This window comes from Microbacterium sp. No. 7 (genome assembly GCF_001314225.1).
GTDB lineage: Bacteria > Actinomycetota > Actinomycetes > Actinomycetales > Microbacteriaceae > Microbacterium.
Map to the genome: position 1 here is coordinate 879,560 of NZ_CP012697.1, position 25,756 is coordinate 905,315.

Annotated in this window: 24 protein-coding genes; 17 read left to right on the forward strand and 7 right to left on the reverse strand. The window is 71.7% G+C overall.

Features of this window, described 5'->3' with window-relative positions:
- Positions 1-7: 7 nt before the first annotated feature.
- Positions 8-949, reverse strand: a complete 942-nt coding sequence (locus AOA12_RS03930; protein WP_054680461.1) for a Ppx/GppA phosphatase family protein — start codon at positions 947-949, stop codon at positions 8-10.
- A 68-nt stretch (positions 950-1,017) separates the two neighbouring features.
- Between AOA12_RS03930 and AOA12_RS03935 the strand changes: the two genes are divergently transcribed.
- Together AOA12_RS03935 and AOA12_RS03940 are read left to right on the forward strand one after the other, a co-directional pair.
- Entirely contained in the window at positions 1,018-1,575 is a 558-nt protein-coding gene (locus AOA12_RS03935; RefSeq protein WP_054680464.1) for a VanZ family protein, read from the forward strand.
- A 124-nt stretch (positions 1,576-1,699) separates the two neighbouring features.
- Positions 1,700-3,553: a DUF4012 domain-containing protein gene (locus tag AOA12_RS03940; RefSeq protein ID WP_197281052.1), complete on the forward strand. Its 1,854-nt coding sequence runs from the start codon at positions 1,700-1,702 to the stop codon at positions 3,551-3,553.
- Between the two features lie 160 nt (positions 3,554-3,713).
- Here the strand turns inward: AOA12_RS03940 and AOA12_RS03945 are convergent, their stop codons facing one another.
- Entirely contained in the window at positions 3,714-4,163 is a 450-nt protein-coding gene (locus tag AOA12_RS03945) for a GtrA family protein (RefSeq protein WP_054680471.1), read from the reverse strand.
- Positions 4,164-4,183: 20 nt separating this feature from the next.
- On the opposite strand from AOA12_RS03945, the gene AOA12_RS03950 reads away from it, so the two are divergent.
- The 11 genes from AOA12_RS03950 to AOA12_RS04000 all read left to right on the forward strand — a co-directional run bounded on the left by AOA12_RS03950 (position 4,184) and on the right by AOA12_RS04000 (position 15,187).
- Positions 4,184-4,975 carry a glycosyltransferase family 2 protein gene (locus AOA12_RS03950; protein WP_054680474.1) on the forward strand — a complete coding sequence of 264 codons (792 nt, stop codon included), beginning with the start codon at positions 4,184-4,186 and terminating at the stop codon, positions 4,973-4,975.
- A gap of 22 nt (positions 4,976-4,997) precedes the next feature.
- Positions 4,998-6,458 (forward strand): glycosyltransferase family 39 protein, encoded by a 1,461-nt coding sequence (locus AOA12_RS03955; protein ID WP_054680477.1) that lies wholly within the window; start codon positions 4,998-5,000, stop codon positions 6,456-6,458.
- A 46-nt stretch (positions 6,459-6,504) separates the two neighbouring features.
- Positions 6,505-7,452, forward strand: a complete 948-nt coding sequence (coaA, locus tag AOA12_RS03960) for a type I pantothenate kinase (protein WP_054680481.1) — start codon at positions 6,505-6,507, stop codon at positions 7,450-7,452.
- A gap of 212 nt (positions 7,453-7,664) precedes the next feature.
- Positions 7,665-9,515 carry a glutamine--fructose-6-phosphate transaminase (isomerizing) gene (glmS, locus tag AOA12_RS03965; protein WP_054680484.1) on the forward strand — a complete coding sequence of 617 codons (1,851 nt, stop codon included), beginning with the start codon at positions 7,665-7,667 and terminating at the stop codon, positions 9,513-9,515.
- 312 nt (positions 9,516-9,827) lie between these two features.
- Positions 9,828-10,265 carry a holo-ACP synthase gene (locus AOA12_RS03970; protein WP_054680487.1) on the forward strand — a complete coding sequence of 146 codons (438 nt, stop codon included), beginning with the start codon at positions 9,828-9,830 and terminating at the stop codon, positions 10,263-10,265.
- Positions 10,266-10,290: 25 nt separating this feature from the next.
- Positions 10,291-11,424, forward strand: a complete 1,134-nt coding sequence (alr, locus tag AOA12_RS03975) for an alanine racemase (protein ID WP_197281053.1) — start codon at positions 10,291-10,293, stop codon at positions 11,422-11,424.
- A gap of 151 nt (positions 11,425-11,575) precedes the next feature.
- A complete protein-coding gene (gene tsaE / locus AOA12_RS03980; RefSeq protein WP_054686776.1) occupies positions 11,576-12,082 on the forward strand; it encodes a tRNA (adenosine(37)-N6)-threonylcarbamoyltransferase complex ATPase subunit type 1 TsaE in 507 nt (168 codons plus the stop codon).
- 228 nt (positions 12,083-12,310) lie between these two features.
- Positions 12,311-12,967: a tRNA (adenosine(37)-N6)-threonylcarbamoyltransferase complex dimerization subunit type 1 TsaB gene (tsaB, locus tag AOA12_RS03985; protein ID WP_054686777.1), complete on the forward strand. Its 657-nt coding sequence runs from the start codon at positions 12,311-12,313 to the stop codon at positions 12,965-12,967.
- On the forward strand, positions 12,964-13,593 hold the full coding sequence (rimI, locus tag AOA12_RS03990) for a ribosomal protein S18-alanine N-acetyltransferase (protein WP_082405913.1): 630 nt from the start codon (positions 12,964-12,966) through the stop codon (positions 13,591-13,593). The genes tsaB and rimI overlap by 4 nt, the downstream gene beginning before the upstream one ends.
- Complete coding sequence (locus AOA12_RS03995; protein ID WP_054680492.1) at positions 13,590-14,759, forward strand: tRNA (adenosine(37)-N6)-threonylcarbamoyltransferase complex transferase subunit TsaD; 1,170 nt, start codon at positions 13,590-13,592, stop codon at positions 14,757-14,759. Before rimI ends, AOA12_RS03995 begins: the two co-directional genes overlap by 4 nt.
- The gene (locus AOA12_RS04000) at positions 14,756-15,187 is read left to right on the forward strand and encodes a hypothetical protein (RefSeq protein ID WP_054680495.1); all 432 of its coding nucleotides are present in this window, start codon (positions 14,756-14,758) and stop codon (positions 15,185-15,187) included. The genes AOA12_RS03995 and AOA12_RS04000 overlap by 4 nt, the downstream gene beginning before the upstream one ends.
- Positions 15,188-15,473: 286 nt before the next feature.
- Here AOA12_RS04000 and AOA12_RS04005 read toward each other — a convergent pair whose 3' ends face one another.
- Positions 15,474-16,649 carry a class I SAM-dependent methyltransferase gene (locus tag AOA12_RS04005; RefSeq protein WP_054680496.1) on the reverse strand — a complete coding sequence of 392 codons (1,176 nt, stop codon included), beginning with the start codon at positions 16,647-16,649 and terminating at the stop codon, positions 15,474-15,476.
- 150 nt (positions 16,650-16,799) lie between these two features.
- On the opposite strand from AOA12_RS04005, the gene groES reads away from it, so the two are divergent.
- From groES to AOA12_RS04020, 3 genes are all read left to right on the forward strand, one after another.
- On the forward strand, positions 16,800-17,096 hold the full coding sequence (gene groES / locus AOA12_RS04010; RefSeq protein WP_047543013.1) for a co-chaperone GroES: 297 nt from the start codon (positions 16,800-16,802) through the stop codon (positions 17,094-17,096).
- A 217-nt stretch (positions 17,097-17,313) separates the two neighbouring features.
- Positions 17,314-18,249, forward strand: a complete 936-nt coding sequence (gene rarD / locus AOA12_RS04015) for an EamA family transporter RarD (protein ID WP_054680499.1) — start codon at positions 17,314-17,316, stop codon at positions 18,247-18,249.
- Between the two features lie 150 nt (positions 18,250-18,399).
- Positions 18,400-19,713, forward strand: coding sequence for an ABC transporter substrate-binding protein (locus tag AOA12_RS04020; protein WP_054680502.1), 1,314 nt, complete (start codon positions 18,400-18,402; stop codon positions 19,711-19,713).
- A gap of 82 nt (positions 19,714-19,795) precedes the next feature.
- On the opposite strand, the gene AOA12_RS04025 is transcribed toward AOA12_RS04020, so the two are convergent.
- Genes AOA12_RS04025 through AOA12_RS04040 form a run of 4 tightly spaced genes read right to left on the reverse strand, consistent with a single transcriptional unit; the run spans position 19,796 to position 23,853 of the window.
- Positions 19,796-20,536, reverse strand: coding sequence for an ABC transporter ATP-binding protein (locus AOA12_RS04025; protein ID WP_054680506.1), 741 nt, complete (start codon positions 20,534-20,536; stop codon positions 19,796-19,798).
- Positions 20,533-21,501 (reverse strand): ABC transporter ATP-binding protein, encoded by a 969-nt coding sequence (locus AOA12_RS04030; protein WP_054680508.1) that lies wholly within the window; start codon positions 21,499-21,501, stop codon positions 20,533-20,535. The genes AOA12_RS04025 and AOA12_RS04030 overlap by 4 nt, the downstream gene beginning before the upstream one ends.
- A 37-nt stretch (positions 21,502-21,538) precedes the next feature.
- Positions 21,539-22,516 carry a branched-chain amino acid ABC transporter permease gene (locus AOA12_RS04035; protein WP_054680510.1) on the reverse strand — a complete coding sequence of 326 codons (978 nt, stop codon included), beginning with the start codon at positions 22,514-22,516 and terminating at the stop codon, positions 21,539-21,541.
- A gap of 2 nt (positions 22,517-22,518) precedes the next feature.
- Positions 22,519-23,853, reverse strand: a complete 1,335-nt coding sequence (locus tag AOA12_RS04040) for a branched-chain amino acid ABC transporter permease (protein WP_231637174.1) — start codon at positions 23,851-23,853, stop codon at positions 22,519-22,521.
- Between the two features lie 308 nt (positions 23,854-24,161).
- On the opposite strand from AOA12_RS04040, the gene guaB reads away from it, so the two are divergent.
- Positions 24,162-25,664, forward strand: coding sequence for an IMP dehydrogenase (guaB, locus tag AOA12_RS04045; protein WP_054680516.1), 1,503 nt, complete (start codon positions 24,162-24,164; stop codon positions 25,662-25,664).
- The last annotated feature ends 92 nt before the right edge of the window (positions 25,665-25,756 follow it).

Sequence of the window (25,756 nt, forward strand, 5' to 3'; positions counted from 1 at the left end):
GCCGTGGTCAGGGCAGAGGCACACCGGAGAGCTGCTCGATGTAGCGCAGCAGCACGCCCTCGCGCAGGGCCCACGGGCTGACCTCGAGCTCGTCGACGTCGAACGCCTTCATCGCCTGGTGCACGACGACGGCCGCGGCGACGATCTGGAACGTGCGGTCGGCCGTGATGCCCGGCAGCTCCTGCCGCGTCTCGGCGGGGATGCGGGCGAGGCGCGGGATCCACGACTTCAGCGCCGCGCGGGGGAGGATCATCCGCTCGATGCCCGACCAGCCCGGCACGGGATAGCCCGCGAGCTTCGCGAGCGACCGGATCGCCTTCGACGACCCCACGACGTGATCCGGGCTCGGCTGGTCCGCGAACCGCGCGGCGATCGGCCCGAGCGTCGTGCGCGCGTGGGCGCGCAGCGCGCTGATCGCCGCGTCGTCGGGCGGGTCGGACGGCAGGAACTCGACGGTCATGCGTCCCGCGCCGAGCGGGGCGGATGCCGCGACCTCCGGCAGCTCGTCGCTGCCCGCGGCCAGCTCGAGCGAGCCGCCGCCGATGTCGAACAGCATGATCTGGCCCGCCGACCAGCCGAACCAGCGCCGCACCGCGAGGAACGTGTAGCGCGCCTCGTCCTCGCCGCCGAGCACCTGCAGCGGCTGCCCGAGCGCCGCCTCGATGCGGGCGATCACCTCCGCGCCGTTCGCGGCCTCGCGCACCGCGCTCGTCGCGGTCGCGATGAGCTCCTCGACGTTCTCGGCGTCGGCGACCTCGCGGGCCTCGGCGGCGGCCGTCTCGAGCCCGCGCACCGCCACCTCGCTCAGCGAGCCGTCGGGCTGCAGATAGCGCATGAGGCGCAGCACCGTGCGCCGGCTGGTGGTCGCCAGGGGCCGGCCACCGGGGTGCACGTCGGCGACGAGAAGATTGACCGTGTTGGATCCGATGTCCAGAACTCCCACGCGCACAGGAAAAGCGTAGTGGGTGCGCGGATATCGATACGCTCACGCAACATCGCGCGACGTTGACTGAGGGCATGACCGACGACCTCCTGACCCGCCGCCTCCCCGCCGCCCGGCCGCTGCGTGCCCGCATCGCGGCCCTGTTCGCGACCTACCTCGTCGTGCTCGTCTGGCTCGTGGTGTGGAAGCTCGAGGTGCCGTTCGCCGACGACGCGGTGCTCCGCCGCCTCAAGCTCGTGCCGTTCGTCGCGGGCGGCGGATACGCCGCGAGCGAGCCCTCGGAGGTGCTCCTGAACGTGCTCGTCTTCGTCCCGTTCGGGATCTACCTCGGCCTGCTCGCGCCGGGGCGGCCGTGGGCGCGGCACCTCGCCGCGATCGCCGGCGCCAGCCTCGCGATGGAGGCCGCGCAGTACGTGCTCGCCGTCGGCAGCGCCGACGTCACCGACGTCATCACGAACACGGCGGGCGGCGTCGTCGGGCTCGTGCTGCTGAGCGCCCTGCGGCGGGGACTGGGCCGGCGGACGGATGCCGCGATGGCCCGTGTCTGCCTGGCCGCGACCGTGGTCGTCGTCGCGGCGTGCGCCGTCTTCGTCGCGTCGCCCGTGCACTACCTCCATCGGATCGGGGTCTGAGCGGGGCGGCGGGAGGTGCGGGCGCGCTGAGGCGCCCGGCGACACGGCGACACGATGACATGGCGACACGGCGACACCGGGGCGGCTTCGGCTGTTGCACAGGGGGATGCGGTTGACTGGGGGGATGGGGAACACCGAGGCGCCCTTGCGGCGCGATCGATCCAATCGCGCCCCGGCCCCGGTGCCGGCTCCCGCGCGCACGCGACGACCGCTGCTGAAGAGCTTCCGCCTCTGGATCCCGGTGACGATCGTCGTGCTGCTCATCGCGGGCGCCGTCGTCGCCGCGGTGGCGGGCAAGGCGCTGCTCGACCGCGCCTACGCCGCGCGCGACGCGCTCGAAGAGGCGATCCCCCTGGCATCCGTCGCGAAGCAGCAGATCCTCGACGGCGACACGGCGGGCGCGCAGGCGACGGCCGAGCGGCTCGCGAGCCTCACCGCGACGGCGCGCGCGCAGACGGGCGGCCGCCTGTGGTCGTACGCCGAGGCGCTGCCGATCGCGGGCACCAACCTCACGGCCGTGCGCACCGTCGCCGCGGTCGTCGACGACCTCGTCACCGACGCCGTCACCCCCGCGACCGGCCTCTCGATCGCGTCGCTCGCGCCCGTGGACGGGCGCATCGACACGGCGGCGCTCGCCGCGGCATCCGACATCGTCGATCGGGCCGCGGATGCCGTCGTGCACGCGCGCGCGGAGATCGACGGCGTCGACCGCGACGGCCTCATCGACCAGGTCTCGGGCGGCCTCACACGCCTCGACGACGCGATCGCCGACCTCGAGCCGCTCATCGAGCCCGCGCAGCAGGTGCTCGCCGTGCTGCCCGGCGTGCTCGGCGCCGACGCCCCGCGCAACTACCTCGTGATGGTGCAGAACAACGCCGAGTCGCGCGGCACGGGCGGCAATCCCGCCGCACTCGTCGTGATCAACGCCGACGACGGCGCGATCTCGATCGCCGAGCAGGCGTCGAGCCAGGACTTCGAGAACGGGCGGCCCTGGACCGTCACCGACCTCGACCCCGAGACCGAGGCGCTCTACGGCGACAAGGTCGGCCGCTACATGCAGGACGTCACCATGACGCCCGACTTCGCCGAGTCGGCGCGCATCATGCGCGCGTTCTGGGACGAGAGCTTCGGCACGCCGATCGACGCGGCCGTCTCGATCGACCCCGTCGCGCTCAGCTACATCCTGCGCGCGACCGGCCCCGTGACGCTGGAGACCGGCGAGCAGCTCACCGCCGACAACGTCGTGCCGCTGCTGCTGAACGAGGTGTACTTCCGGTTCGACGAACCCGAGATGCAGGACGCCTACTTCGCGATGGCGGCCAAGGGCGTGTTCGACGCGCTCACCTCGGTGAGCGACGTGAAGACGTTCGTCACCGAGATCTCGCGCGCCGTCGACGAGGGACGCATCATGTACGTGCCCGCGTCGGAAGCCGAGGCGGCGCTCATCGCCGGCAGCAGGCTCGACGGCAGGCTGCCGGCCGACAACGTCGAGCGCACGATGGTCGGCGTCTACGTCAACGACAACACGGCGAGCAAGCTCGACTACTACCTCGACGTCGCGGCCGGCGTCGCGACCGACGTGTGCCAGGCCGAGGGACTGCCCACGTTCACCGTGAACGCGCAGCTCACCTCGACCGTGCGCGCCGACGAGGTCGAGGGCCTGCCCGAGTACGTGTCGTCGGGCCGGTTCTTCCCCAAGGGCGACATCAGCACGTTCCTCGTGCTGTACGGGCCCGTGGGCGGCACGTTCGAGCGCGTGACGGTCGACGGCGAGCCCGTCGAGGGCGTCGCGGTCGCGCACCTGGGCCGCCCCGCGGTCAAGGTCGAGGTGCTCAACACGCCCGAGTCGACGCGCACCGTACAGGCGGTGTTCACCGGCACCGACGGCGAGTACGGCCCCGTCGAGCTGTGGCACACGCCGATGGCGCGCGCGACCCCCGTGACGATCGACGCGCCGGGGTGCGCCGCGCCCGAGTAGCCCCGGCGTCCGCGCCGGCCCGCGCCGCGCGGCTCCCGTGCCCACGCTGTTCACAACTCAGGAGATCTGCGGGGTGCGGGGGCCCTGGGGCGGTCGGGCGGCCGTTCTTCCTGAATTGTGAACGCCGTCGGCGCCCATCGGGTAGGGCGGGATGCCGGGGTCAGGTCGTCGCGGCGGCGGAGACCCGGAACACCAGCTTGTGGTAGAGCACGAAGCGCACGAACACGACGATGACGATGCTCACGATGTTGACCGCGTTGACCACGAAAGGACCGACCGTGCGGTCGAGGATCGCCTGCGCGAGCTCCACGCCGACCCACATGAGCAGCGCCCCCAGCGCGGTGCACGCCGCGTTCACGAGCAGGAACAGCGTGAGCTCGACCCAGCGCCGCCGGCGCGCCCGGTCGCGGAACGTCCACTGCCGGTTGCCGAAGTAGGCGTTCACGAGTGCCACGAGCGACGCGATGATCTTCGCCGACACGAGGTCGACGCCCATCGTGTAGTGCAGCAGGTTGAACACCGCGATCTCGATGAGGGTGCTGAGGGCGCCGACGGTGAGGAAGCGGCTGCCGAGCGCCGCCAGGCGCTTGATACGGGGCGGAAGAGTCATCTTCGACTACGCTACCGCTGGTGACCATCACTCACGTCGCGGTCGTCATGCCCGCCTACAACGAGGCCGACGGCATCGCGGGATTTCTCGCCGAGATCCACGCGCACGTCGCACCGCTCGTGGAGCGGCTCGACATCGTCGTCGTCGCCGACGACCGATCGACGGATGCCACGGCATCCGTCGTCGACGCGGTCGGCCTGCCGAACGTGATCGTGCAGACGCAGCTCGCCAACCGCGGCCACGGCCCCACCGCGCTCGCCGCCTACCGCGCCGGGCTGCAGACCGGGGCCGACGCGATCGTGCACGTCGACGGCGACGGCCAGTTCGACGGCGCCGACTTCCCGCGCGTGCTGCGCGCGTTCGAGACGACGGGCGCCGACGTCGTGCACGGCGTGCGCCGCGGCCGCGAGGACCCCTGGTACCGGCGCGCCCTGAGCGCCTCGCTCCGGCTGCTCGTGAGCCCCTTCGCGGGCCGCGCGATCCCCGACATCAACACGCCGCTGCGCGTCTACCGGCCCGAGGCGCTGCGCGCCCTCGTCGAGGCCCTGGGGCCCGACGCGCTCGTGCCGCACGTGCACTTCTCGCTCGCCGAGGCGCGCGCCGGCCTGCGCGTGCGCTACGTCGCGGTGCGCAGCCTTCCGCGCCGCGGCGCGGAGACGACCGGCACCATGTGGGGCACGCAGGGCGAGCCCAAGCTGCCGCCGCCGCGCCTGCGCCGCTTCGCACGCGACGCGCTGGGCGAGGTGTGGCGGCTGTCGCTGCGGCCGGGCGCACCCATGAGGCTTCTCGACGGGACGGGGACCGGGCGCTGATGGGGCCGACGGGGGAGGTCGCATGGCACGGCTGAGGTCGACCGCCTTCGGCATCCTTCTCGCCGTCGTGCTGCTCGCACACGTGATCGTGCTGTGGGTGAGCATCGTCCGCAACACCCTGTGGGAGGACGAGGCGTTCAACCTCACCGTGCCGCTCAACCTGCTGCGCGGGCTCGGCTACACGAGCGACGGGCTGCTCTCGGGGAGCCTGCCCACCCCGTTCGACGTGCGCATCTCGACGGGGCCCGTCGTGCTGCTGCCGATCGCCGCCGTGCTCTCCACCGGCGTCGACCCCGTCGTCGGCGGCCGGCTCGTGCCCGCCGCCTTCTCCGTCGCGCTGCTCGTCGCCGTGTGGATGCTGGGACGCCGCATCGGCGGCCGCTGGGCGGCGCTGGTCGCCCTGGCCGTGCCGCTCGCGTTCGACGCGACGCGGCTGCCATCGCCCATCCAGGGCCCGGCCGACGTGCTCGGCGAGGTCGCCGCCGCGGCGCTGCTCGCATGGGCGCTCGTCGCGCTGCAGCGGCATCCGTGGCTTGCGGGACTGCTCGTCGGCCTCGCCGTGCAGTCCAAGTACATCGCGCTGCTCGCGGCCCCCGCGTTCGCGGTCGGGCTGCTGCTGACGTGGGGCGGAAAGCCGTGGCGCCGACGCATCGTCGAGGCGGTCACGGCGGTCGGCGGTGTCCTCCTGCCGAGCGTGCTGTACGCCCTGTGGGTCAAGCTCGCGTCGCCGCCCGGCGGCCTCACGGGGCTGTGGTTCGCGACCCGGGACTTCGTCGAGACCGGCGGCCAGCAGGGCTACCACTCGACGTTCGGCGAGAAGCTCGCGGTGCTCGCCGAGTCGTGGCGCCTGCCGGTGCCGCTCGTCGTGGCCGTCGTGCTCGTCGGCGCCGCCGCCCTGATCGCGGCGGGCGTGCTCCTCGCCCGCGACCCGCGGCTGCGGCGCAACGCGACGGGCGACGACGGCCGGGCGGCGTTCGCGCCGCTCGCGGTCGCCGCGCTCGGCGTCGCGCTGTACGTCGTGTGGTGGGCGCAGGCGTCGCACACGCCGCTGTGGGTGCGGCATCCCGCACCGGGCCTGCTCGCGTTCACGCCCGTGCTGGCGGCGTACGTCGTGGCGGCCCTGCGCGTGCTCGCGGCGCGCGCGCGCGCGGTTGCCGCGGTCGGCGGGGCCGTCGTCGCCGGCGTGATCGGGGCGCAGGCCGTCGTCGCGGTCGTCGCCGCGGCATCGGTGTCGCCGGCCGACCTCGACGCGGTGCGCGCCGTCGCCGCCGACATCGCCGCGCTCGACCAGGAGCGCATCGCCACCGACTGGGGCCGCAGCGTCAGCCCCGTCGTGCTGTCGGGGGCGCACGGCGCGCTCGCCGACGCCCCGCCCGAGAACATCGAGGGGCTCCTGCGCCTCGTCGCGGGGGAGGAGTGCCCGGCATCCACCACCCTCGTGACGACGACCGTGGGACACGTGATCTGCGCCCCGGCGCCGTGACCGGGCGCGTCAATCGTTCGTCGGACGGACCGCTAGAGTTGCGCATATGGTCAACGACGAGACATCCGCTCCCGTCGATTCGTTGTACCGCGACGTGCCGCGGTCGGAGTGGGCCCGTCTGGCCCCCGGCATCACGAATCCGCTCAGCGAGACCGAGATCGTGCAGCTGCGCGGCCTCGGCGACAGACTCGACATCACCGAGGTGCGCGAGGTCTATCTCCCGCTCAGCCGCCTGCTGAGCACGTATGCCGAGAACACCCAGCGGCTCGGCGCCGAGACCGCGGACTTCCTGGGCGAGAGCGACAGCACGACGCCGTTCGTGCTGGGCGTGGCCGGGTCGGTCGCGGTCGGCAAGTCGACCGTCGCCCGTCTGCTGCGCGAGCTGATGAGCCGCTGGCCGGGCACGCCCCGCGTCGAGCTCGTGACCACCGACGGCTTCCTCTACCCGAACGCGGAGCTCGAGCGCCGCGGCATCATGGACCGCAAGGGCTTCCCCGAGTCGTACGACCGGCGCTCGCTCGTGCAGTTCCTCGTCGACGTGAAGTCGGGCGAGCCCGAGGTGCGCGCCCCGTTCTACTCGCACATGCGCTACGACATCGTGCCCGACGCGCACGTCACGGCGCGGCGCCCCGACGTGCTCATCGTCGAGGGCCTCAACGTGCTCTCGCCGCCGCCGACGCCCAACGACATCGCCGTCGCCGACCTGTTCGACTTCTCCATCTACGTGGATGCCGAGGAGGAGCACATCGAGCAGTGGTACGTCGACCGGTTCCTCGCGCTGCGGCAGCGCGCGTTCACGAACCCCTCATCGTACTTCCGGCGGTTCGCCGACATCTCCGACGAGGAGGCGCGGCCGCTCGCGCTCGGGTACTGGCACGACATCAACCTGCCCAACCTGCGCGAGAACGTCGCGCCCACGCGGCACCGCGCCACGCTCATCCTGCGCAAGGCCGCCGACCACACCGTCGAGAACGTGCTGCTGCGCAAGCTCTGACCCGCCGCGCGAGTGCGCGGGCGTCCGCGGGCGTGCGGGTGCGGGGCGTGTGCGTCCGAACTCCTCCACGCCGGCCGGCGAACGGCGGATTCCCGGCGTCTCGGCCGCCTTTCGCCTCGGATCGGAGGAGTTACGGCTCCGGCCTCGCGCGCCCGGCGTGGCCCACGGCGCATTGACAGGCTGCGCAGGGTGCGCCGCTTACGATGGAGCCCATGTGTGGAATCGTCGGATACGTCGGCCCCCGTCCGAGCACGGACATCCTCATCTCGGGCCTCGCCCGACTGGAGTACCGCGGCTACGACTCCGCCGGCATCGCGGTGATCGCGGGCGACGGCGTGCTCTCGTCGCGCAAGCGCGCGGGCAAGCTGCAGGTGCTGCGCGACGACCTGGCCGCCCACCCCCTCGCCGACGGCACGACCGGCATCGGCCACACCCGCTGGGCGACGCACGGCGGACCGACGGATGCCAACGCGCACCCGCACCTCGCCGACGACGACAAGCTCGCCGTCATCCACAACGGCATCATCGAGAACTTCGCGGCGCTCAAAGCCGACCTCCTCGCCGACGGCTACGCGTTCCGCAGCGAGACCGACACCGAGGTCGCGGCCGTGCTGCTCGGCCGCGAGTACGCGGCATCCGGCGATCTCGTCGCAGCGTTCCGCAGCGTCGTCGCGCGCCTCGAGGGCGCGTTCACGCTGCTCGCGATGCACCAGGACCACCCGGGCCTCGTCGTCGGCGCGCGCCGCAACTCCCCGCTCGTGATCGGCCTGGGCGAGGGCGAGAACTTCCTCGGTTCCGACGTCGCGGCGTTCGTCGAGCACACCCGCAGCGCGCTCGCGATCGGCCAGGACGAGATCGTCGCGATCCGCCCCGACGCCGTCGAGGTCACCGACTTCGCGGGCAGCGCCGTCGAGGTCGAGCCGTTCGAGGTCGTCTGGGACGCGTCGGCGGCCGAGAAGGGCGGCTGGCCGTCGTTCATGGCCAAGGAGGTCTCCGAGGAGCCCGAGGCCGTCGCCAACACGGTGCGCGGCCGCGTGCGCGACGGCATCGTCGCGGTGCCCGAGCTGGAGGGGCTCGACGAGGTGCTCGGCGAGGTCTCCCGCGTCATCATCATCGCGTGCGGCACGGCCGCCTACGCGGGCATGACCGGGGCGTACGCGTTCGAGCAGTGGACGCGCGTGCCCGTCACCGTCGAGCTCGCGCACGAGTTCCGCTACCGCGACCCGGTCATCGGGCCCGACACGCTCGTCATCTCGATCTCGCAGTCGGGCGAGACGATGGACACCCTCATGGCCGTCAAGTACGCGCGCGAGCGCGGCGCCAAGACGCTCTCGATCTGCAACACGCAGGGAGCGACGATCCCGCGCGAGTCGGATGCCATCGTCTACACGCACGCGGGCCCGGAGGTCGCCGTGGCATCCACCAAGGCGTTCGTGGCGCAGATCACCGCGCTCTACCTCGCGGCGCTGCACATCGCGCGCGTGCGCGGGTCGCTCACCGACGCGGAGATCACGGCGCACGTCGCCGAGCTCGAGGCCGTGCCCGCGGGCATCGCGCGCGTGCTCGAGACGGAGCAGGCGCACATCGAGCAGTTCGCCTCGTGGATGGCCGACACGCGGTCGGTGCTGTTCCTCGGGCGGCACGTGGGGTATCCGATCGCGTTGGAAGGTGCCCTCAAGCTCAAGGAGATCTCGTACATCCACGCCGAGGGCTTCGCCGCGGGCGAGCTCAAGCACGGCCCGATCGCGCTGATCGAGCCGGGGCAGCCGGTGTTCGTGATCGTCCCGTCGCCGCGCGCGTCGGCGGAGCTGCACCGGAAGGTGGTCTCCAACATCCAGGAGATCCGCGCCCGCGGCGCCCGCGTGATCGCCGTCGCCGAGGAGGGCGACGTCGCGGTGCTGCCGTTCGCCGACGAGGTGCTGCGCATTCCCCTCGCGGGGCCGTTCTTCGAGCCGCTGCTCGCCGTCGTGCCGCTGCACATCTTCGCGATGGGCCTCGCCACAGCGAAGGGCCTCGACGTCGACCAGCCCCGCAACCTCGCCAAGTCCGTCACCGTGGAGTGAGCGCGGACCCCTTCCACGTCTCCACGTCGACGTGGTGGGTTTCTCGTCGAAGTGGTGGGTCCTTCGCCGAAACGGTGGGTCCTTCGCCGAGATGGTGGGTTTCTCGTCGAGACAGTGGGCACCATGTGGGCGCAGACCCCACCATCTCGGCGAAAAGGGCACCATCTCGGCGTGCGGAGATGAGCTTGGCCCGGGAAGGGCCGTGAGGGTGGGAGGCAACGGCCGGAGCAGGGTGCGAGGGTGGCGGCGGTAGGCTGGCGGATGCCGTGGCGCGCGGCACGTCGCGCAGCACAGCCAGTACAGGAGGACCGCGTGATCGTGGGCATCGGCGTCGACCTCGTCGACATCTCGCGCTTCGAGCGCGCCCTGGAGCGTACGCCGAAGCTGCTCGACCGGCTGTTCACGCCCGCCGAGCAGGTGCTCAAGCCGCACTCGCTCGCGGCCCGCTATGCCGCGAAGGAGGCGCTGATCAAGGCGCTCGGCGGTTCCGACGGCGTGCACTGGACAGACATCGAGGTCGGCGCGGAGCCCGAGGGACGTCCCGTCTTCGTGCTGTCGGGCGGCACGGCATCCACGGTCTCCGGTCGCGGCATCGCCGCGCTGCACCTCTCCCTCTCGCACGACGCCGGCCTCGCGACCGCGTACGTCATCGCCGAGGCGGCCTCATCCCTTCCGCCGAGTCAATCCTCGCTCGCCGAGTCAATGGCCGACCGTCGCATTTCGTCGCTTGATTCGGCGGATGAAGGTTGACTCGGCGAGGGGTGGGAGAGGGATCATGAGTGAGGTCGGTCGGCTGGGGACGGGGCAGATGCGCGAAGCGCTCATCGACACCGACGCGATCACGGCCAACGTCCGGCACCTCAAGCGGGTCACGGGCACCGAGGTGCTCTCGGTCGTGAAGGCCGACGGTTACGGGCACGGCGCCGTGCGCACGGCGCGCGCCGCGCTCGCGGGCGGCGCCGACCGGCTCGGCGTCGCGGACATCGGCGAGGCCGTCGCGCTGCGGCGCGCGGGCATCGACGCGCCGGTCGTCGCATGGCTGCACGCGCCGGGCACGTCGTTCGCCGAGGCGGCGTCGCTGGGCATCGAGCTGGGCATCTCGTCGGTCGCGCAGCTGCGACAGGCCGAGGCCGCGGCATCCGCCTCACAGCCGGTGCGCGTGCACCTCAAACTCGAGACGGGGCTGGGGCGCAACGGCATCCCGCCCGAGGACTACGGCGTCGTGTTCGCCGAGGCCGCGCGGCTCGAGCGCATCGGCAAGCTGCGCGTCGTCGGTGTCTTCAGCCACTTGTCGAACACGAGCGAGGCGGACGACCGCGCGGCTCTCGCGGTCTTCGAGGAGGGGGTCGCGGCGGCGCAGGCGCTGGGCGTGCGGCCGCGACTGCGGCACCTCGCGGCATCCCACGCCGCGATCGCCCTGCCCGAGGCGCGGTTCGACTGCGTGCGCATCGGCATCGCGATGTACGGGCTGTCGCCGTTCGACGACCGCACGTCCGCCGAGCTGGGACTGCGGCCCGCGATGACGCTGCGCGCCGCGGTCGCCGCCGTACGGCGCGTGCCCGCGGGCCACGGCGTGTCATACGGATACCTGCACCGCACGGGCGCCGAGACGACGCTGGCGCTGATCCCGCTCGGCTATGCCGACGGCGTGCCGCGCAACGCGTCGAGCGGCGCCGCGGTGCGCATCGGCGGGCAGGCGTTTCCCGTGGCGGGACGCATCGCGATGGACCAGTTCGTCGTCGACGTCGGCGACCTGCCGGTGGCGGTCGGCGACGAGGCCGTGCTGTTCGGCGACCCGCTGCTGGGCGTGCCGCCGGTCGAGGCGTGGGCGCGCGCCGCGGACACCATCAACTACGAGATCGTGACCCGCATCGGACCCCGCGTGCCGCGACGGGAGGCGGAGCGGTGAGCGGGATGGCGGCCTTCGAGGGCGAGTTCCGGCGGCGTGGTTGCCCGAACTCCTCCGATCTGTGGGCGAGCGCGCCGGATCGGGCCGAAATGGGCCAACGAGGCACCGGATCGAAGGAGTTTGGATGCGGGTGGCGATGCGGGTGGCGTGGATGAGCGGGATGGCGGCTTTCGAGGGCGAGCGCGAGATCGGCTCCGTCGCCGAGATGGAGGCGTTCGGCCGCTCCGTCGGGGAGGTGCTAGGCGCGGGCGACCTGCTCGTGCTGACGGGGCCGCTCGGCGCGGGCAAGACGACGCTGACGCGCGGGATCGCGGCGGGTCTCGGCGTGCGCGGACCGATCCAGAGCCCGACGTTCGTGATCGCGCGCACGCATCCGTCGCTCGTCGGGGGCCCCGCTCTCGTGCACGTCGACGCGTACCGCCTCGGCTCGCCCGCCGAACTGGACGACCTCGACATCGACTTCGCCGGGTCGGTCGTGATCGTCGAATGGGGACGCGGGATGGTGGATGCCGTGGCCGACAGCTGGTGGGAGATCGAGATCGCCCGCGGGTGGAGCGGCACGGGCGTCGACAGCGCCTGCGGCACGAGCGGCCCCGCCGCCCGCGAGATGGAGGACCTCGCCCCGCGCGAGGTCACGGTCACCCGCCGCCCGTCCTGACCCGCGCCGCGCGCCCCGCGCCGCCCGCATGCCGGGCGCCTCGCCCGCGCCCCGTGCCGAAATGGTGCCTTCCGCGCCGAGATGGCGCATTCTCTGCCGAGAGGGTGGGATTCTCGTCGACATGGTGCCCACCATCTCGGCGAGAATCCCACCATCTCGGCGAGGAAGGCGCGGGGTGGGCGTGGGGCGGATGGGATGGGCGCGGGGGAGCGGGATACCCTGGTGAGCGTGATTCTGGGCATCGACACCTCGCTCGGCACGGCCGTCGCCGTGGTCGAGGCCGACGGCGTGGTGCGGGCCGAGGCCGCGAGCGCGAACCCGCTCGGGCACGCCGAGGCGATCGGCGGACTGCTGCGGACGGCGCTCGACGAGGCCGCGCAGACCCCCGGGCCGCCCGTCGTCCTCACACACGTCGCCGTGGGCATGGGTCCCGGGCCGTTCACGGGCCTGCGCGTGGGCATCGCGGCGGCGCGCGCGTTCGCGCTCGGCCGCTCCCTGCCCGTGGTCGCCGTGCCCAGCCACGATGCCGCGGCCCTCGGCATCCTGCTCTCGGCACTGCTTGCCGACCCGTTCGCCGAGCCCGAGCGCTTCGCCGTCGTCACCGACGCGCGTCGCCGCGAGTTCGCCTACAGCGTCTACGACGGGCTCGACGACGACGGCCTGCCCGTGCGCGTCGCGGGCCCCGCGCTCACCCCGCGCGACGACGTCGACGCCGCCCTCGACGGCGCCCGCCGGCACGACGTCACGACGATCCCCGCGACGATGATCGCCCTCGCGGCCGCCCGCGCGGTCGCCGCGGGCCGCGAGCTGACCGGCACTGAGCCGCTCTATCTGCGCACCCCCGACGTCACCCTGCCGGGCGCACCGAAGAAGGTGGGCGCATGAGCCTGCGCACTGCGACGCCCGACGACCTCGCCGACATCATGGCGCTGGAGCGCGCGAGCTTTCCGACCGACGCGTGGAGCGAGGCGATGATGGCCGAGGAGCTCGCGTCGCCGCACGGCACGTACCTCGTCGACGTCGGGCTACACGGCCTCGTCGGCTACGGGGGCGTGCGCGCCGTGCGCGGCGCGGCGGATGCCGACATCCAGACCATCGCGATCGCCGCCGCCGCGCGCGGCCGGGGGAGGGGGCGCGCCCTCCTCACCGCGCTGCTCGCCGCGGCGCGGGAGCGCGGCGCGCGGGACATGTTCCTCGAGGTGCGCGCCGACAACCCGGTCGCCGAGGCGCTGTACGCCTCGGTGGGCTTCACCGAGATCGGCCGCCGCCCCCGTTACTACCAGCCCGATGACGTGGATGCCGTGGTCATGCGCCTCGACCTCGCGGCCTGGGCCGCCGCATCCGCCCCCGCCTCCACCGCATTCCCCGCGCCGACCTCGGAGGATCCGACGAACCTCGGAGCGTCTGGTGAGGATCCTTCGAGCTTCGCGACGTTCTCCGAGCTTCGTGGGCCTGGGGATGCCGCAGACGCCGCCATCGCGGCCCCCGCCGTGCAGGAGCGTGCGCGATGAACCGCGACGCACCGCTCGTGCTGGGCATCGAGACCAGCTGCGACGAGACCGGCATCGGCATCGTGCGCGGCCGCCAGCTGCTGAGCAACTCGATCGCCAGCTCGATGGACGAGCACGCCCGCTACGGCGGCGTCGTGCCCGAGGTCGCCGCGCGTGCGCACCTCGAGGCCCTGCAGCCCGCGATCGAGCGGGCGCTCGCCGAGGCCGGCGTGCGCCTCGACGAGCTGGATGCCGTGGCCGTCACGAGCGGACCCGGGCTCGCCGGGGCGCTGATGGTCGGCATCGGCGCCGCGAAGGCGCTCGCGGTGAGCCTCGGCACGCCGCTGTACGCCGTGAACCACCTCGTCGGGCACATCGCCGCGGACCTGCTGGATCTCGATACGCCCGCGCCTGCGGCGCGGGTGCTAGATCAGCGCGGTGGTGAGCGCGCGCCGGCGGCGCGGGCGCTCGATCAGCGTGGCGGTGAGGGCACGCCTGTGGCGCGGGCGCTCGATCAGCGGGGTGCGCTGGAGTATCCGACCGTCGCACTGCTGGTGAGCGGGGGGCACACGTCGCTGCTGCTCGTGCGCGACATCGTGAGCGACGTCGAGCTGCTCGGCGAGACGATGGACGACGCGGCCGGGGAGGCGTTCGACAAGATCGCCCGCATCCTGGGCCTGCCCTATCCGGGCGGTCCCGAGATCGACCGCGCCGCCGCGGCGGGCGACCCGCACGCGATCCGCTTCCCACGCGGGCTGTCGCGCGCCTCCGACATGGCCGAGCACCGCTACGACTTCTCCTTCTCGGGGCTGAAGACCGCCGTCGCGCGCTGGGTGGAGCAGAGCGACGACGTGCCGGTCGCCGACGTCGCGGCATCCTTCCGCGAGGCCGTCGTCGACGTGCTGGTGACCAAGGCGCTCGACGCGTGTGCGCGCCACGGCGTGCCGCGGCTGCTGCTCGGCGGCGGCGTCATCGCGAATCGCCGGCTGCGCGAGGTCGCGCTCGCCCGGGCGGAGGCCGCGGGCGTGGCGGTGCGCATCCCGCCGCTGTCGCTGTGCACCGACAACGGGGCGATGATCGCGGCGCTCGCCGCGGAGCTCGTCATGAGCGGCCGCCCGCCGTCGACGCTCGAGTTCGGCGCCGACTCGACCCTGCCGGTCACCGAGATCCAGGTCGCCGTGCCATGAGCGATCCGCGCATCGAGCCGCCCTCGCCCGACGTCGTGTCGCAGGCGCAGGATGCCGTGCTGCCGGGCGCCCACCGCGGCGGCTACCGTCGCGAGCTGACGGGGCCGGTGGACATCGTCGTGCCGGTGCACGTCGATCCGTCGGACGTCCCCGACGTGCGCTGGGCGCCGCCGCCCGCGCCCCCGCCGCCGCGGTCGGCCGGGTGGTCGCTCATGTTCGCGGTGCTCGCGCTGCTCGTGTCGCTGCTGGTCGGCTGGGGCTTCCTCATCGGCATGCTCGCGGTCGGCCTGGCGATCGCGGCGCTGCGCCGTCCGTGGGAGCGCCGCGGCATCGCGATCTGGGCCCTCTGCCTCGGCATCCTGTCGCTCGTCTACTCGGCCGGCTGGCTCTGGTGGGCCTCCACCCAGGGCCCCCTCTTCGGCGGCTGAGCCCTGCTCCCTGCTTACCCCCGCCCGCCCCGCCCCTGCTTACCCTGCCGAGTCAATCCCCCGTCGCCGAGTCAATCCCTTCCCGGCGCGAATCGGGGATTGACTCGGCGACGGGGTATTGACTCGCGAGAGGGGAGAGGGCGCGGGCGAGGGGTATTGACTCGCGAGGGGGGAAGAGGGCGCGGGCGAGGGGTATTGACTCGCGAGGGGGGAAGAGGGCGCGGGCGAGGGGGGACTGGCTCGGCGAGGGGGAGAGATGGCGGGCGCGAGGGGAAGAGGGCGCGGGCTATACGCGGTCGCAGAGCAGGGCGGTCCGGCGGGCGCCGCACCGTGTGAGGATGAGCGTCGCGGCGCCGGCGCCCTGCAGCTTGAGGCGGCGGCGCAGCTGCGCGGGGTCGACATCGACGCCGCGCTTCTTGATCTCCAGCGTGCCGATGCCCCGCTCGCGCAGCGCGCGGGCGAGGGCCTTGACGTCGAACGGCAGCTGCTCGCGCACCCGGAAGCTCTGCACGAACGGGCTGTCCGTGGGCTCGTCCGACGTGAGGTAGGCGATGCCGGATGCCAGCATGCCGGCATCCAGTCGCCGCGCGACCTCGCCGATCAGGCGTGCGCGGATCACGGCGCCCTCGGGCTCGTGCACGTAGGTGCCCGGCTCGCGCACCTCGGCGTCGTCGGCGTCGCCCGCCGCGGTCAGCTCGGCCGCGCGGCCGCCGCGCACGACGAGCGCCGCGCGGGCGACGCCCTCGCGGGCGAGCGCGCCGCTCCACAGCACGAGCTCGATCGTCGAGCCGTCCACCGAGATCCACTGCGCTTCGACGCCCGCGGGAATGCGGTCGCGGTCGAATCCGGGCCCGAGCTTGACGCCCGCGGGCAGGCGCTCCATCAGGCCGAACACCCACTTCAGCGGCGGCGACCACTCGTCGGCGCGCAGCCGCTCGTCGCCCGCGCGCCGGGCGGGATCGAGCCACACGGCGTCCACGTTCGACAGGTCGACGTCCTGCGCGAGCGCGCAGCGCACGGATGCCGTCTCCCGCAGCGGCGCGAGGTTGAACGCCGCGACGGCGGCCGTGGCCTCGTCGGCGTCGACCGCGAGCACCTGCAGGCCCAGCCCGGCGAAGCCGAGGGCGTCGCCGCCGATGCCGCAGCCCAGGTCGGCGACGCGGCGCAGGCCCGCGTCGCGGAACCGGGCGGCGTGCCGTGCCGCGATCTCCAGCCGCGTCGCCTGCTCCAGTCCCGCGCGCGTGAACAGCATGCGCCCGGCGAGATCGCCGAACTTCGCCCGCGCGCGGTGCCGCAGCCGTGCCTGCCCCACGACGGCCGCCACGAGGTCGGAGCCGTGCCCCGCGGCCCGCAGGCGCGAGACGGCGCGCGCCGCGGCATCCGTGCCGTCGATCTCGCCGAGCCCGTCGATCAGGCGCAGCGCCTCGGGGCTGAGCAGCACGGTGATCTCGTCGGTGTCCACCGTGCCAGCGTACGGGCATTGGCACTCGCGTTGCGTGAGTGCCAGCCTGCGCCCTACACTGGCATTAGCACTCGCAGTGTGCGGGTGCTAATCAGTCTTCTAGCAAGACGCGTCTTCAGGAAAGACCCCCAAGCAAGAAAGAGGTAGACCGTGTCGGTTTCCATCAAGCCGCTCGAGGACCGCATCGTCATCCAGCAGGTCGAGGCCGAGCAGACCACGGCCAGTGGCCTGGTCATCCCTGACACCGCGAAGGAGAAGCCCCAGGAGGGCGAGGTCGTCGCGGTCGGTCCGGGTCGCATCGACGACAACGGCAACCGCGTTCCGCTCGACGTCGCCGTGGGCGACCGTGTCATCTACAGCAAGTACGGCGGCACCGAGGTGAAGTTCGGCGCCGACGAGTACCTCGTGCTGTCGGCGCGCGACGTGCTGGCGGTCGTGGTCCGCTGACCTGATCCCGGTCGGCTGCCACCGTGCGGCTGATCTCGATACACCGCCGCTGCGCGGCGGCACTCGATCAGCGAACAATGACGAAGGGCTGGATGCTGCGGCATCCAGCCCTTCGTCATCGCCCCGTGCCCGCAATGGCAGTCTTCCGACGCAGAACGGCACGATCCGCGTGCCGGCCCGCGCCCCTCGGCGTCACGACCGTCCTAGGCTTGGACCCATGACACCAGAGGAGAGCGCGCGCGAGCGCACGCTGGGCGCCGTCTACGCCTTCGGGGCCTACTTCCTCTGGGGGTTCATCCCCCTCTACTTCATCTCGCTCGTGCCCAGCGGCCCGTGGGAGGTCGTCGCGTGGCGCGTCGTGTTCTCGCTCGTCGTGTGCGCCCTGCTGCTCACCGTCACGCGCACGTGGCCCAAGCTCCTGGCGATCCTGCGCAACAGGCGCCTCGTCGTGTGGACGATCGTGGCGGGCCTGCTCGTCTACGTCAACTGGCAGGTCTTCCTCATCGGCTCGCTCACGGGCCACGTCGTCGAGGGCAGCCTGGGCTACTTCATCAACCCGATCCTCACCGTGCTGCTGGGCGTGCTCGTGCTGCACGAGAAGATGCGCCCGACGCAGTGGGTCGCGATCGGCATCAGCGCGCTCGCGATCGTCGTCATCATCGTCGGCTACGGCTCGTTCCCCTGGATCGCGCTGACGCTCGCCGTCTCGTTCGGCCTCTACGGTCTCGTCAAGAAGCAGATCGGCCCGAGCGTGGACGCCGTGAGCGGGCTCACGCTCGAGTCGCTGTGGCTCATGCCCCTCGCCATCGTGCAGCTCATCGCGGTGGCCGCGACGACCGGCATCACCCTGGGGCAGGCAGGCACGACGCACACGATCCTGCTGCTGCTCGCCGGCATCGTCACCGCGACCCCGCTGCTGCTGTTCGCCGCGGCCGCACGACGCGCCTCGCTCGTCACGATCGGGATGCTGCAGTTCGTGGGCCCGATCATGCAGTTCCTCACGGGCGTGTTCCTGCTGCACGAGCCCATGCCCGTCGAGCGGTGGGTCGGCTTCGGCCTCGTGTGGGTCGCGCTGATCGTGCTCATGACCGACTCGATCGTGCACGCGCGCCGCACGCGCCGCGCCGCGGTCGACATCGCGCCGGTGACCTGAGCGCGGACGCCCGAGGTAACGGTCTGGTCACGTCACAGACCGTTAACACATCGCAACACAGCCGTACGCGCACCTGTGATGAGCTTGAACGCACGGGGGAGATGCACACCCGAGTGGGACATCCCGCGTTCACTCAGAGCAAGGAGCAACATGAGCGTCATGACACGTTCGCGCAAGACCCTCGCGGGCCTTGCGCTCGTCGGAGCAGGCACTCTCGTCCTCGCCGGCTGCGGCGGCGGCACCGGGGGCGAGCCCACCGGAGGCGGCGAGACCAGCGAGAGCGCATCGGCACCGGTGGAGGCGCGGGACCTCACCCTCAAGATCGGCACGATCCTGCCGCAGTCGGGTGCTCTCTCGTTCCTCGGACCGCCCGAGGAGGCGGGCGTCGGCCTCGCGGTCGAGCACATCAACGCCGTCAGCGAGACCACGGGCCTCACGATCCCCGACGTGGTCTGGGGCGACTCGGGCGACCCGGCGAACAACGCGTGGCAGACCACGGCCCCCCGCCTCATCTCGGAGGGCGTCTCGGCGGTCATCGGCGCCGCGTCGTCGGGTGTGACGAAGCTGTTCCTCGACGACATGGTCGCCGCCGGCATCATCACCTTCTCGCCGGCCAACACGTCGGTCGACTTCATCGAGTGGGACGACAAGGACCTCTACTGGCGCACCGCGCCGAACGACCTGCTGCAGGGCGAGGTGCTCGGCAACGTCGTCGCCGAGGACGGTCACTCCAACGTCGCGACCATCTACCTCAACGACTCGTACGGCACGGGCCTCAACAAGGTCTTCACCGAGGTGTTCGAGTCGACGGGCGGCAAGGTCGTCGCGTCGCAGTCGTACAACGCCGGTGACACGACGTTCGACGCGCAGATCTCGGCCGTCATGGCCTCGAACCCCGACGCGATCGTGCTCATCACGTTCGACGAGGTCTTCACGATCGCGCCTGCGCTCATCAACGCCGGCTTCGACGGCGGCGACTTCTACTTCGTCGACGGCAACCTGAAGCAGTTCGGCGAGGACGCGAGCTGGCCCGCCGGCCTCAGCCTCGAGGGCGCCAAGGGCACCACGCCCGCCGGTCCCGCGGCTGACGAGGCGTTCCAGAAGGAGGCCAGCGACTGGTGGGCCGCCAACGGCGGCAACGGCACCGGCCTGACCGAGTACTCGTACCTCAACGAGTCGTACGACGCGGTCGTGCTGCTCGCCCTGGCATCCCTCGCGGCGAACTCGACCGACCCGGCCGACATCATCACGAAGCTGCGTGAGGTCTCGGGCGGCGAGGGCAGCGGCGAGAAGTGCACGTCGTACGAGGAGTGCGCCGAGATCATCCTCGGCGGCGGCGTGGCCGACTACGACGGCTTCTCCGGGCCCATCACGTTCGACGAGGTCGGCGACCCGACCGAGGCCGTGGTCGGCGTCTTCGAGTACGGAGCCGACAACACCTTCACCCGCATCGACCTCGGCTGAGGCCTGACGCACGAGAGAGGGGCGGATGCCACGGCATCCGCCCCTCTCTCGTGCGCGGCCGGCGCGCGGCCCGCGCGGCCCGTCAGTCGGTGCCGAGCGTGCCGAGGTAGAGGCCGATCACCTTGGGGTCGTTCAGCAGCTCCCGGCCCGTGCCCGTGTACGCGTCGCGGCCCTGGTCGAGCACGTAGCCGCGGTCGCAGATCTGCAGGCAGCGCCGCGCGTTCTGCTCGACCATGATCGTCGTCACGCCCGCCTTGTTGATGTCGGAGACGCGGATGAACGCGTCGTCCTGCCGCACGGGCGACAGGCCGGCGCTCGGCTCGTCGAGCAGCAGCACCGACGGGTCCATCATGAGCGCGCGGCTCATCGCGACCATCTGCCGCTCACCGCCGGAGAGCGAGCCCGCGCGCTGCTTGAGGCGCTTGCCCAGCTCGGCGAAGATGCCCGTCACGAACTCCAGCCGCTCGGCGTAGCCCTGCGGGTTCTGGTAGACCCCCATCTGCAGGTTCTCTTCGATCGTCAGCGACGGGAACACGTTGTTGGTCTGCGGCACGAAGCCCACGCCGCGGCGCACGAGCTGGTCGCTCTTCAGCCCGACGACGCTCTCGCCGTTCACCGTGATCTCGCCGTCGCGCACCTTGACCATGCCGAAGATCGACTTCAGCAGCGTCGACTTGCCGGCGCCGTTGGGCCCGATGATGCCGATCAGCTCGCCCTTGCGCGCCACGAGGTTCGCGCCGTTGATGATGTTGATGCCCGGAAGGTAGCCGGCGTGCAGGTCGGTGATGTTGACGACGACGTCGTCCGTTGCCGCGGTGCTCACTGGTTCTCCTCCTCGGCGGCCGCGATGGCCTCGGCCTCGTCGGCCTTGATGTCGTCGAGCAGAGTCAGGGCGGCGGTGTCGAGCTCGCCCCGCACGCGGCCCGTCACGACGCCCAGGTCGACGTCCTGGTGGGCGCCGAGGTAGGCGTCGATGACGGCCTGCTCGTTCATGACCGTGTCGGGCGGCCCCTCGGCGACGACGCGGCCCTCCGCCATCACGACGACCCAGTCGGCGATGTGGCGCACCATGTGCATGTCGTGCTCGACGAACAGCACGGTCATGCCGAGATCCTTCAGATCGAGGATGTGGTCGAGCAGCGACTGCGTGAGCGCCGGGTTCACGCCCGCCATCGGCTCGTCGAGCATGACGAGCGTCGGGTCGCTCATGAGGGCGCGGGCCATCTCCAGCAGCTTGCGCTGACCGCCCGACAGGGAGGCGGCGTAGTCGTCGGCCTTCGCGTCGAGCTTGAAGCGCACGAGCAGCTCCTTCGCCTTCTCCTCGATCTCGTCGTCCTGCGCGCGCCAGATGAACGGGAAGATGCTGCGCAGCAGGCTCTCGCCCTTCTGCTTCGTCGCGCCGAGCTTCATGTTCTCCAGCACCGTGAGCAGCGAGAGCGCCTTGGTGAGCTGGAAGGTGCGCACCTGGCCCATGCGGGCGACCTTGAACGAGGGGATGCCGGAGAGCTGCGTGCCGTCGAACGACCACGTGCCGCTGTTCGGCTTGTCGAACCCGCACAGCAGGTTGAACAGCGTCGTCTTGCCGGCGCCGTTGGGTCCGATGAGCGCGGTGATGGCGTGCCGCGGGATCTCCAGGTGGTCGACGTCGACGGCCGTGAGACCGCCGAAGCGGCGCGTCACGTCGTCGATCACGACGATGGGGTCGACCTTGGCCACGCCGGGGGCCGGGTCGCCCTTCGCGAGGCCCGTCGTCTTCGGCCGCCGTACGCTGCCGGTCGTCGCCGGCACGGCGCCGGCATCCTCAGGAACGCTGGTGCTTGCGTCGTTATTTGACAAAGGTCAGCTCCCTCTTGTTGCCGAAGATGCCCTGCGGGCGGAAGATCACGATCAGCAGCAGCGCGAGCCCCACGAGCACGTAGCGCAGGTTCGCCGCCTGGATGGACGAGATCGGCAGCACGCCCTGCGACGCGAGGGCGGGAAGCACCGCGTCGAGGAAGGCCATGAGCACCCAGAAGATGACGGCGCCCACGACGGGGCCGAACACCGTGGCCGCGCCGCCGAGCAGCAGGATCGTCCAGATGAAGAACGTCAGCGACGTCTGGTACACCGACGGGACGACCGCAGAGGGCAGCGAGAGCACGACGCCGCCCAGTGCGCCGAAGACGCCGCCGATGACGAGCGCCTGCATCTTGTAGGCGAAGACGTTCTTGCCGAGCGAGCGCACGGCGTCCTCGTCCTCGCGGATGCCCTTGAGCACGCGGCCCCACGGGCTGCGCATGAGCGCCCACACGAGGTAGACCGCGATCGCCAGCAGGATCAGGCCGAACACGCGCACCCACAGCTGGTCGGCGGTGTAGACCCACGGGCCGAACCCGTAGGTGCCCGGCGGGAACGGGTTCGCCGAGCGGAAGCCCGCGTGATAGCCGCCGAGGCCGTCGGCCGAGTTCGTCCACTCGTCGAAGACCTGCGTCGTGAACAGCAGGCGCACGATCTCGGCCGCCGCGATCGTCACGATCGCGAGGTAGTCGGCGCGCAGGCGCAGGGTCGGGATGCCGAGGATCACCGCGAACACGGCCGCGCCGGCCATGCCCACGAGGATGCCGACCCACCACGGCAGGCCGAAGCTGAGGATCGAGATCGCGTAGCCGTAGGCGCCGATGGCCATGAACCCGGCGACGCCGAAGTTCAGCAGGCCGGCGTATCCGAAGTGCACCGCGAGGCCGACGGCCGCCAGCGCGTACGCGATCGTGACGGGGCTGAAGAGATAGCCCAGGCTGAGGTTGATGATCTGCCCGAAGTCCATGGCTATCCGAGCCTTTCCTTGCGCCCCAGGATGCCCTGTGGCCTCACCAGCAGAATGACGATCAGGATGCCCAGCGCGCCGACGTACTTGAGGTCGGGCGGCAGCCACAGCGTCGAGACCTCGACCATGATGCCGACGATGATCGCGCCGATGAGGGCGCCGAACGCCGTGCCGAGGCCGCCGAGGGTGACGGCGGCGAAGATGAGCAGCAGCACGTGCATGCCCATGTCCCACTTCACGCCGGGGCGGAAGTAGGCCCACAGCACGCCGGCGATGCCCGCGAGCGAGGCCGACAGCATCCAGACGATACGGATGACGCGGTCGACGTTGATGCCCGACGCCGCGGCGAGGCCGGGATTGTCGGAGATCGCCCGCGTCGCCTTGCCGATGCGGGTGCGGAGCAGCCAGAACGCGACCGCGACGAGCAGCACGACGCTCACGCCCATCGAGGCCATGTCGATCACCGACAGCCGGATGGGGCCGAGGATCGGCAGCTTCGGCGAGCCCGCGCCGGGCAGCTGATACGTGCCGCCGCCGATGATCATGTTGAACAGATAGCGCACCGCGAGCGAGAGGCCGATGCTCACGATCATGAGCTGCACGAGGCCGAGGCCCTTGCGCCGCAGCGGCTGCCACAGTCCCGCGTCGAGGCCCCAGCCGAGCGCCGCTCCGGCGACCGCGACGAGCGGCAGCACGAGCCACATCGGCAGCGAGAGGGCTCCCGTGCCGAGCGCGAGCGCGATGACCGCGCCGAAGGTGAGCATCTCGGCGTGCGCGAAGTTGGTGAGGCCCGTGGTGCCGAAGATGAGCGAGACGCCGACCGCGGCGAGCGCGAGCAGCAGACCGAAGTTGAGGCCGTTGACGATGCGCTCCGTGAACTGGTCGACGAACGAGGTCGTGATCCGTTCGCCCTCGCCGAGGAACAGGTTCATCACCTTCGAGCCCGTGAGGCCGAACGAGACCTCGAACGACGCCGTCGTGCCGTCGATCGGCTGCGTGCCCTCGGGCAGCTGCGCGGCATCCACGATCACGCCCTCGGGCAGCGTCTCCTCGTCGACGGTGAGCGTGTACGTCTCCTTCTCCGGAACGTACAGCCGCCAGCGGCCCTCGGCATCCGTCACGGTCGTCGCGTCGAACCCGTTGCCCTCGATCGACATGTTCACGCCGGGGACGGGCTCGTTGCCGAACTTGATGACGCCGGCGAAGTAGAAGCTCGTCTTCTCCTGGTCGCCGCCCGGGGTGTCGGGGGCCTCGGCGGCGTGCGCCGTCAGCGGGCTGCCGGCCAGCAGGATCGCGGCCGCGAGGATCGTGCCCAGTATGAGCAGAACCCATCTCAACGGGCGTCTCGCTATCACGGTCGTGGGTTTCACGGGCCCTCCAGTCCGGTGCACCTGCGATGTCGAAGCGGTCACGTCGTGAGCGACCTCGGGTTCGGCAGCGATCGCTTCCACGGTGAAGACGACGGTACGAGCGTAATGTGTCCGCAGTATTTCGCCTATGGTCGTTGTATCTCACATACATAACGCTGTAGGGCATGACAGTCTCGGCGTCCGTGCCGTCGAGTGCTGCCGTCCCCTCACCCCGGGGTGCCCGCGGGGAACGTAGAATCGAGGGGAGTGCGGCACGGTTCGAGGCGAGGAGCAGCATGGAGTACAACGACCCGTTCGGATTCACCGGGCTCACCTATGACGACGTTCTGCTCCTTCCGGGGCACACCGACGTCATCCCGTCGGAAGTCGACACGTCGTCACGTCTCACCCGCCGCATCAGCGTTGCGACCCCCCTCGTCTCCTCGGCGATGGACACCGTCACCGAGGGTCGCATGGCGATCGCGATCGCGCGCGAGGGCGGGCTCGGCGTCATCCACCGCAACCTCGCGATCGCCGAGCAGGCCGCGATGGTCGACCAGGTCAAGCGCAGCGAGTCGGGCATGATCACCGACCCGATCACGACGACGCCCGACGCGACGATCGAGGAGGTCGACGCGCTCTGCGGCCAGTACCGCATCTCGGGCCTGCCCGTCGTCGACGACGATGGCCGGCTCGTCGGCATCATCACCAACCGCGACATGCGGTTCGTGACGGGCATGGAGCGCCACACGACGAAGGTGCGCGACGCGATGACGTCGGAGGGGCTCGTCACGGGTCACGTGGGCATCGGCGCCGCCGACGTGCTCGCGCTGTTCGCGAAGCACCGCGTCGAGAAGCTGCCGCTCATCGACGACGAGGGGCGTCTCGCCGGTCTCATCACCATCAAGGACTTCGACAAGAGCGAGAAGTACCCGCTCGCGACCAAGGACGAGCAGGGGCGCCTGCGCGTGGGCGCGGCGATCGGCTTCTTCGGCGACGCGTGGGAGCGCGCCGAGGCGCTCCGCGACGCGGGCGTCGACGTGCTCGTCGTCGACACCGCCAACGGCCAGTCGGCCGGCGTCATCGACATCGTGCGCCGGCTGAAGGCCGACCCGTCGTTCGCGCACATCGACGTCGTCGGCGGCAACATCGCCACGCGCGCGGGCGCGCAGGCGCTCATCGACGCGGGCGTGGACGCCGTCAAGGTCGGCGTCGGGCCGGGCTCGATCTGCACGACGCGCGTCGTCGCGGGCGTGGGCGTGCCGCAGGTCACGGCGATCTACGAGGCGTCGCTCGCCGCGCGCGAGGCGGGCGTGCCGGTCATCGCCGACGGCGGTCTGCAGTACTCGGGCGACATCGCCAAGGCGCTCGTCGCGGGCGCCGACACGGTCATGCTGGGCTCGCTGCTCGCGGGCACCGACGAGTCGCCCGGCGAGGTCGTGTTCCAGGGCGGCAAGCAGTTCAAGCTCTACCGCGGCATGGGCTCGCTCGGCGCGCTGCAGACGCGTGGCAAGAAGACCTCGTACTCGAAGGACCGCTACTTCCAGGCCGACGTCCCCAGCGACGACAAGCTCATCGCCGAGGGCATCGAGGGCCAGGTCGCCTACCGCGGCCCCGTCTCGGCCGTCGCCTACCAGCTCGTCGGCGGCCTGCGCCAGTCGATGTTCTACGTCGGCGCCCGCACGGTCGAGGAGCTCAAGGCCAACGGCAAGTTCGTGCGCATCACCCCCGCCGGCCTCAAGGAGTCGCACCCCCACGACGTGCAGATCATCGTCGAGGCCCCCAACTACAAGAAGTAGGGGCGGCGAACCCCTCGCGAGGGTGCCAGTTGTTCTCGCGAGGGTGCTGGTTGTTCTCGCGAGGGTGCTGGTTGTTCTCGCGAGGGTGCTGG

Bases quoted from the DNA above. Each gene is read 5' to 3' on its own strand.
- alr (WP_197281053.1), top strand. From the start codon at position 10,291: ATGAGTGAGGTCGGTCGGCTGGGGACGGGGCAGATGCGCGAAGCGCTC.
- AOA12_RS04035 (WP_054680510.1), bottom strand. From the start codon at position 22,516: ATGGACTTCGGGCAGATCATCAACCTCAGCCTGGGCTATCTCTTCAGC.
- AOA12_RS03995 (WP_054680492.1), top strand. From the start codon at position 13,590: ATGAACCGCGACGCACCGCTCGTGCTGGGCATCGAGACCAGCTGCGAC.
- tsaE (WP_054686776.1), top strand. From the start codon at position 11,576: ATGAGCGGGATGGCGGCTTTCGAGGGCGAGCGCGAGATCGGCTCCGTC.
- AOA12_RS03940 (WP_197281052.1), top strand. From the start codon at position 1,700: ATGGGGAACACCGAGGCGCCCTTGCGGCGCGATCGATCCAATCGCGCC.
- AOA12_RS03935 (WP_054680464.1), top strand. From the start codon at position 1,018: ATGACCGACGACCTCCTGACCCGCCGCCTCCCCGCCGCCCGGCCGCTG.
- AOA12_RS03945 (WP_054680471.1), bottom strand. From the start codon at position 4,163: ATGACTCTTCCGCCCCGTATCAAGCGCCTGGCGGCGCTCGGCAGCCGC.
- rarD (WP_054680499.1), top strand. From the start codon at position 17,314: ATGACACCAGAGGAGAGCGCGCGCGAGCGCACGCTGGGCGCCGTCTAC.
- glmS (WP_054680484.1), top strand. From the start codon at position 7,665: ATGTGTGGAATCGTCGGATACGTCGGCCCCCGTCCGAGCACGGACATC.
- rimI (WP_082405913.1), top strand. From the start codon at position 12,964: ATGAGCCTGCGCACTGCGACGCCCGACGACCTCGCCGACATCATGGCG.
- coaA (WP_054680481.1), top strand. From the start codon at position 6,505: ATGGTCAACGACGAGACATCCGCTCCCGTCGATTCGTTGTACCGCGAC.
- AOA12_RS04000 (WP_054680495.1), top strand. From the start codon at position 14,756: ATGAGCGATCCGCGCATCGAGCCGCCCTCGCCCGACGTCGTGTCGCAG.
- AOA12_RS03955 (WP_054680477.1), top strand. From the start codon at position 4,998: ATGGCACGGCTGAGGTCGACCGCCTTCGGCATCCTTCTCGCCGTCGTG.
- guaB (WP_054680516.1), top strand. From the start codon at position 24,162: ATGGAGTACAACGACCCGTTCGGATTCACCGGGCTCACCTATGACGAC.
- AOA12_RS04020 (WP_054680502.1), top strand. From the start codon at position 18,400: ATGAGCGTCATGACACGTTCGCGCAAGACCCTCGCGGGCCTTGCGCTC.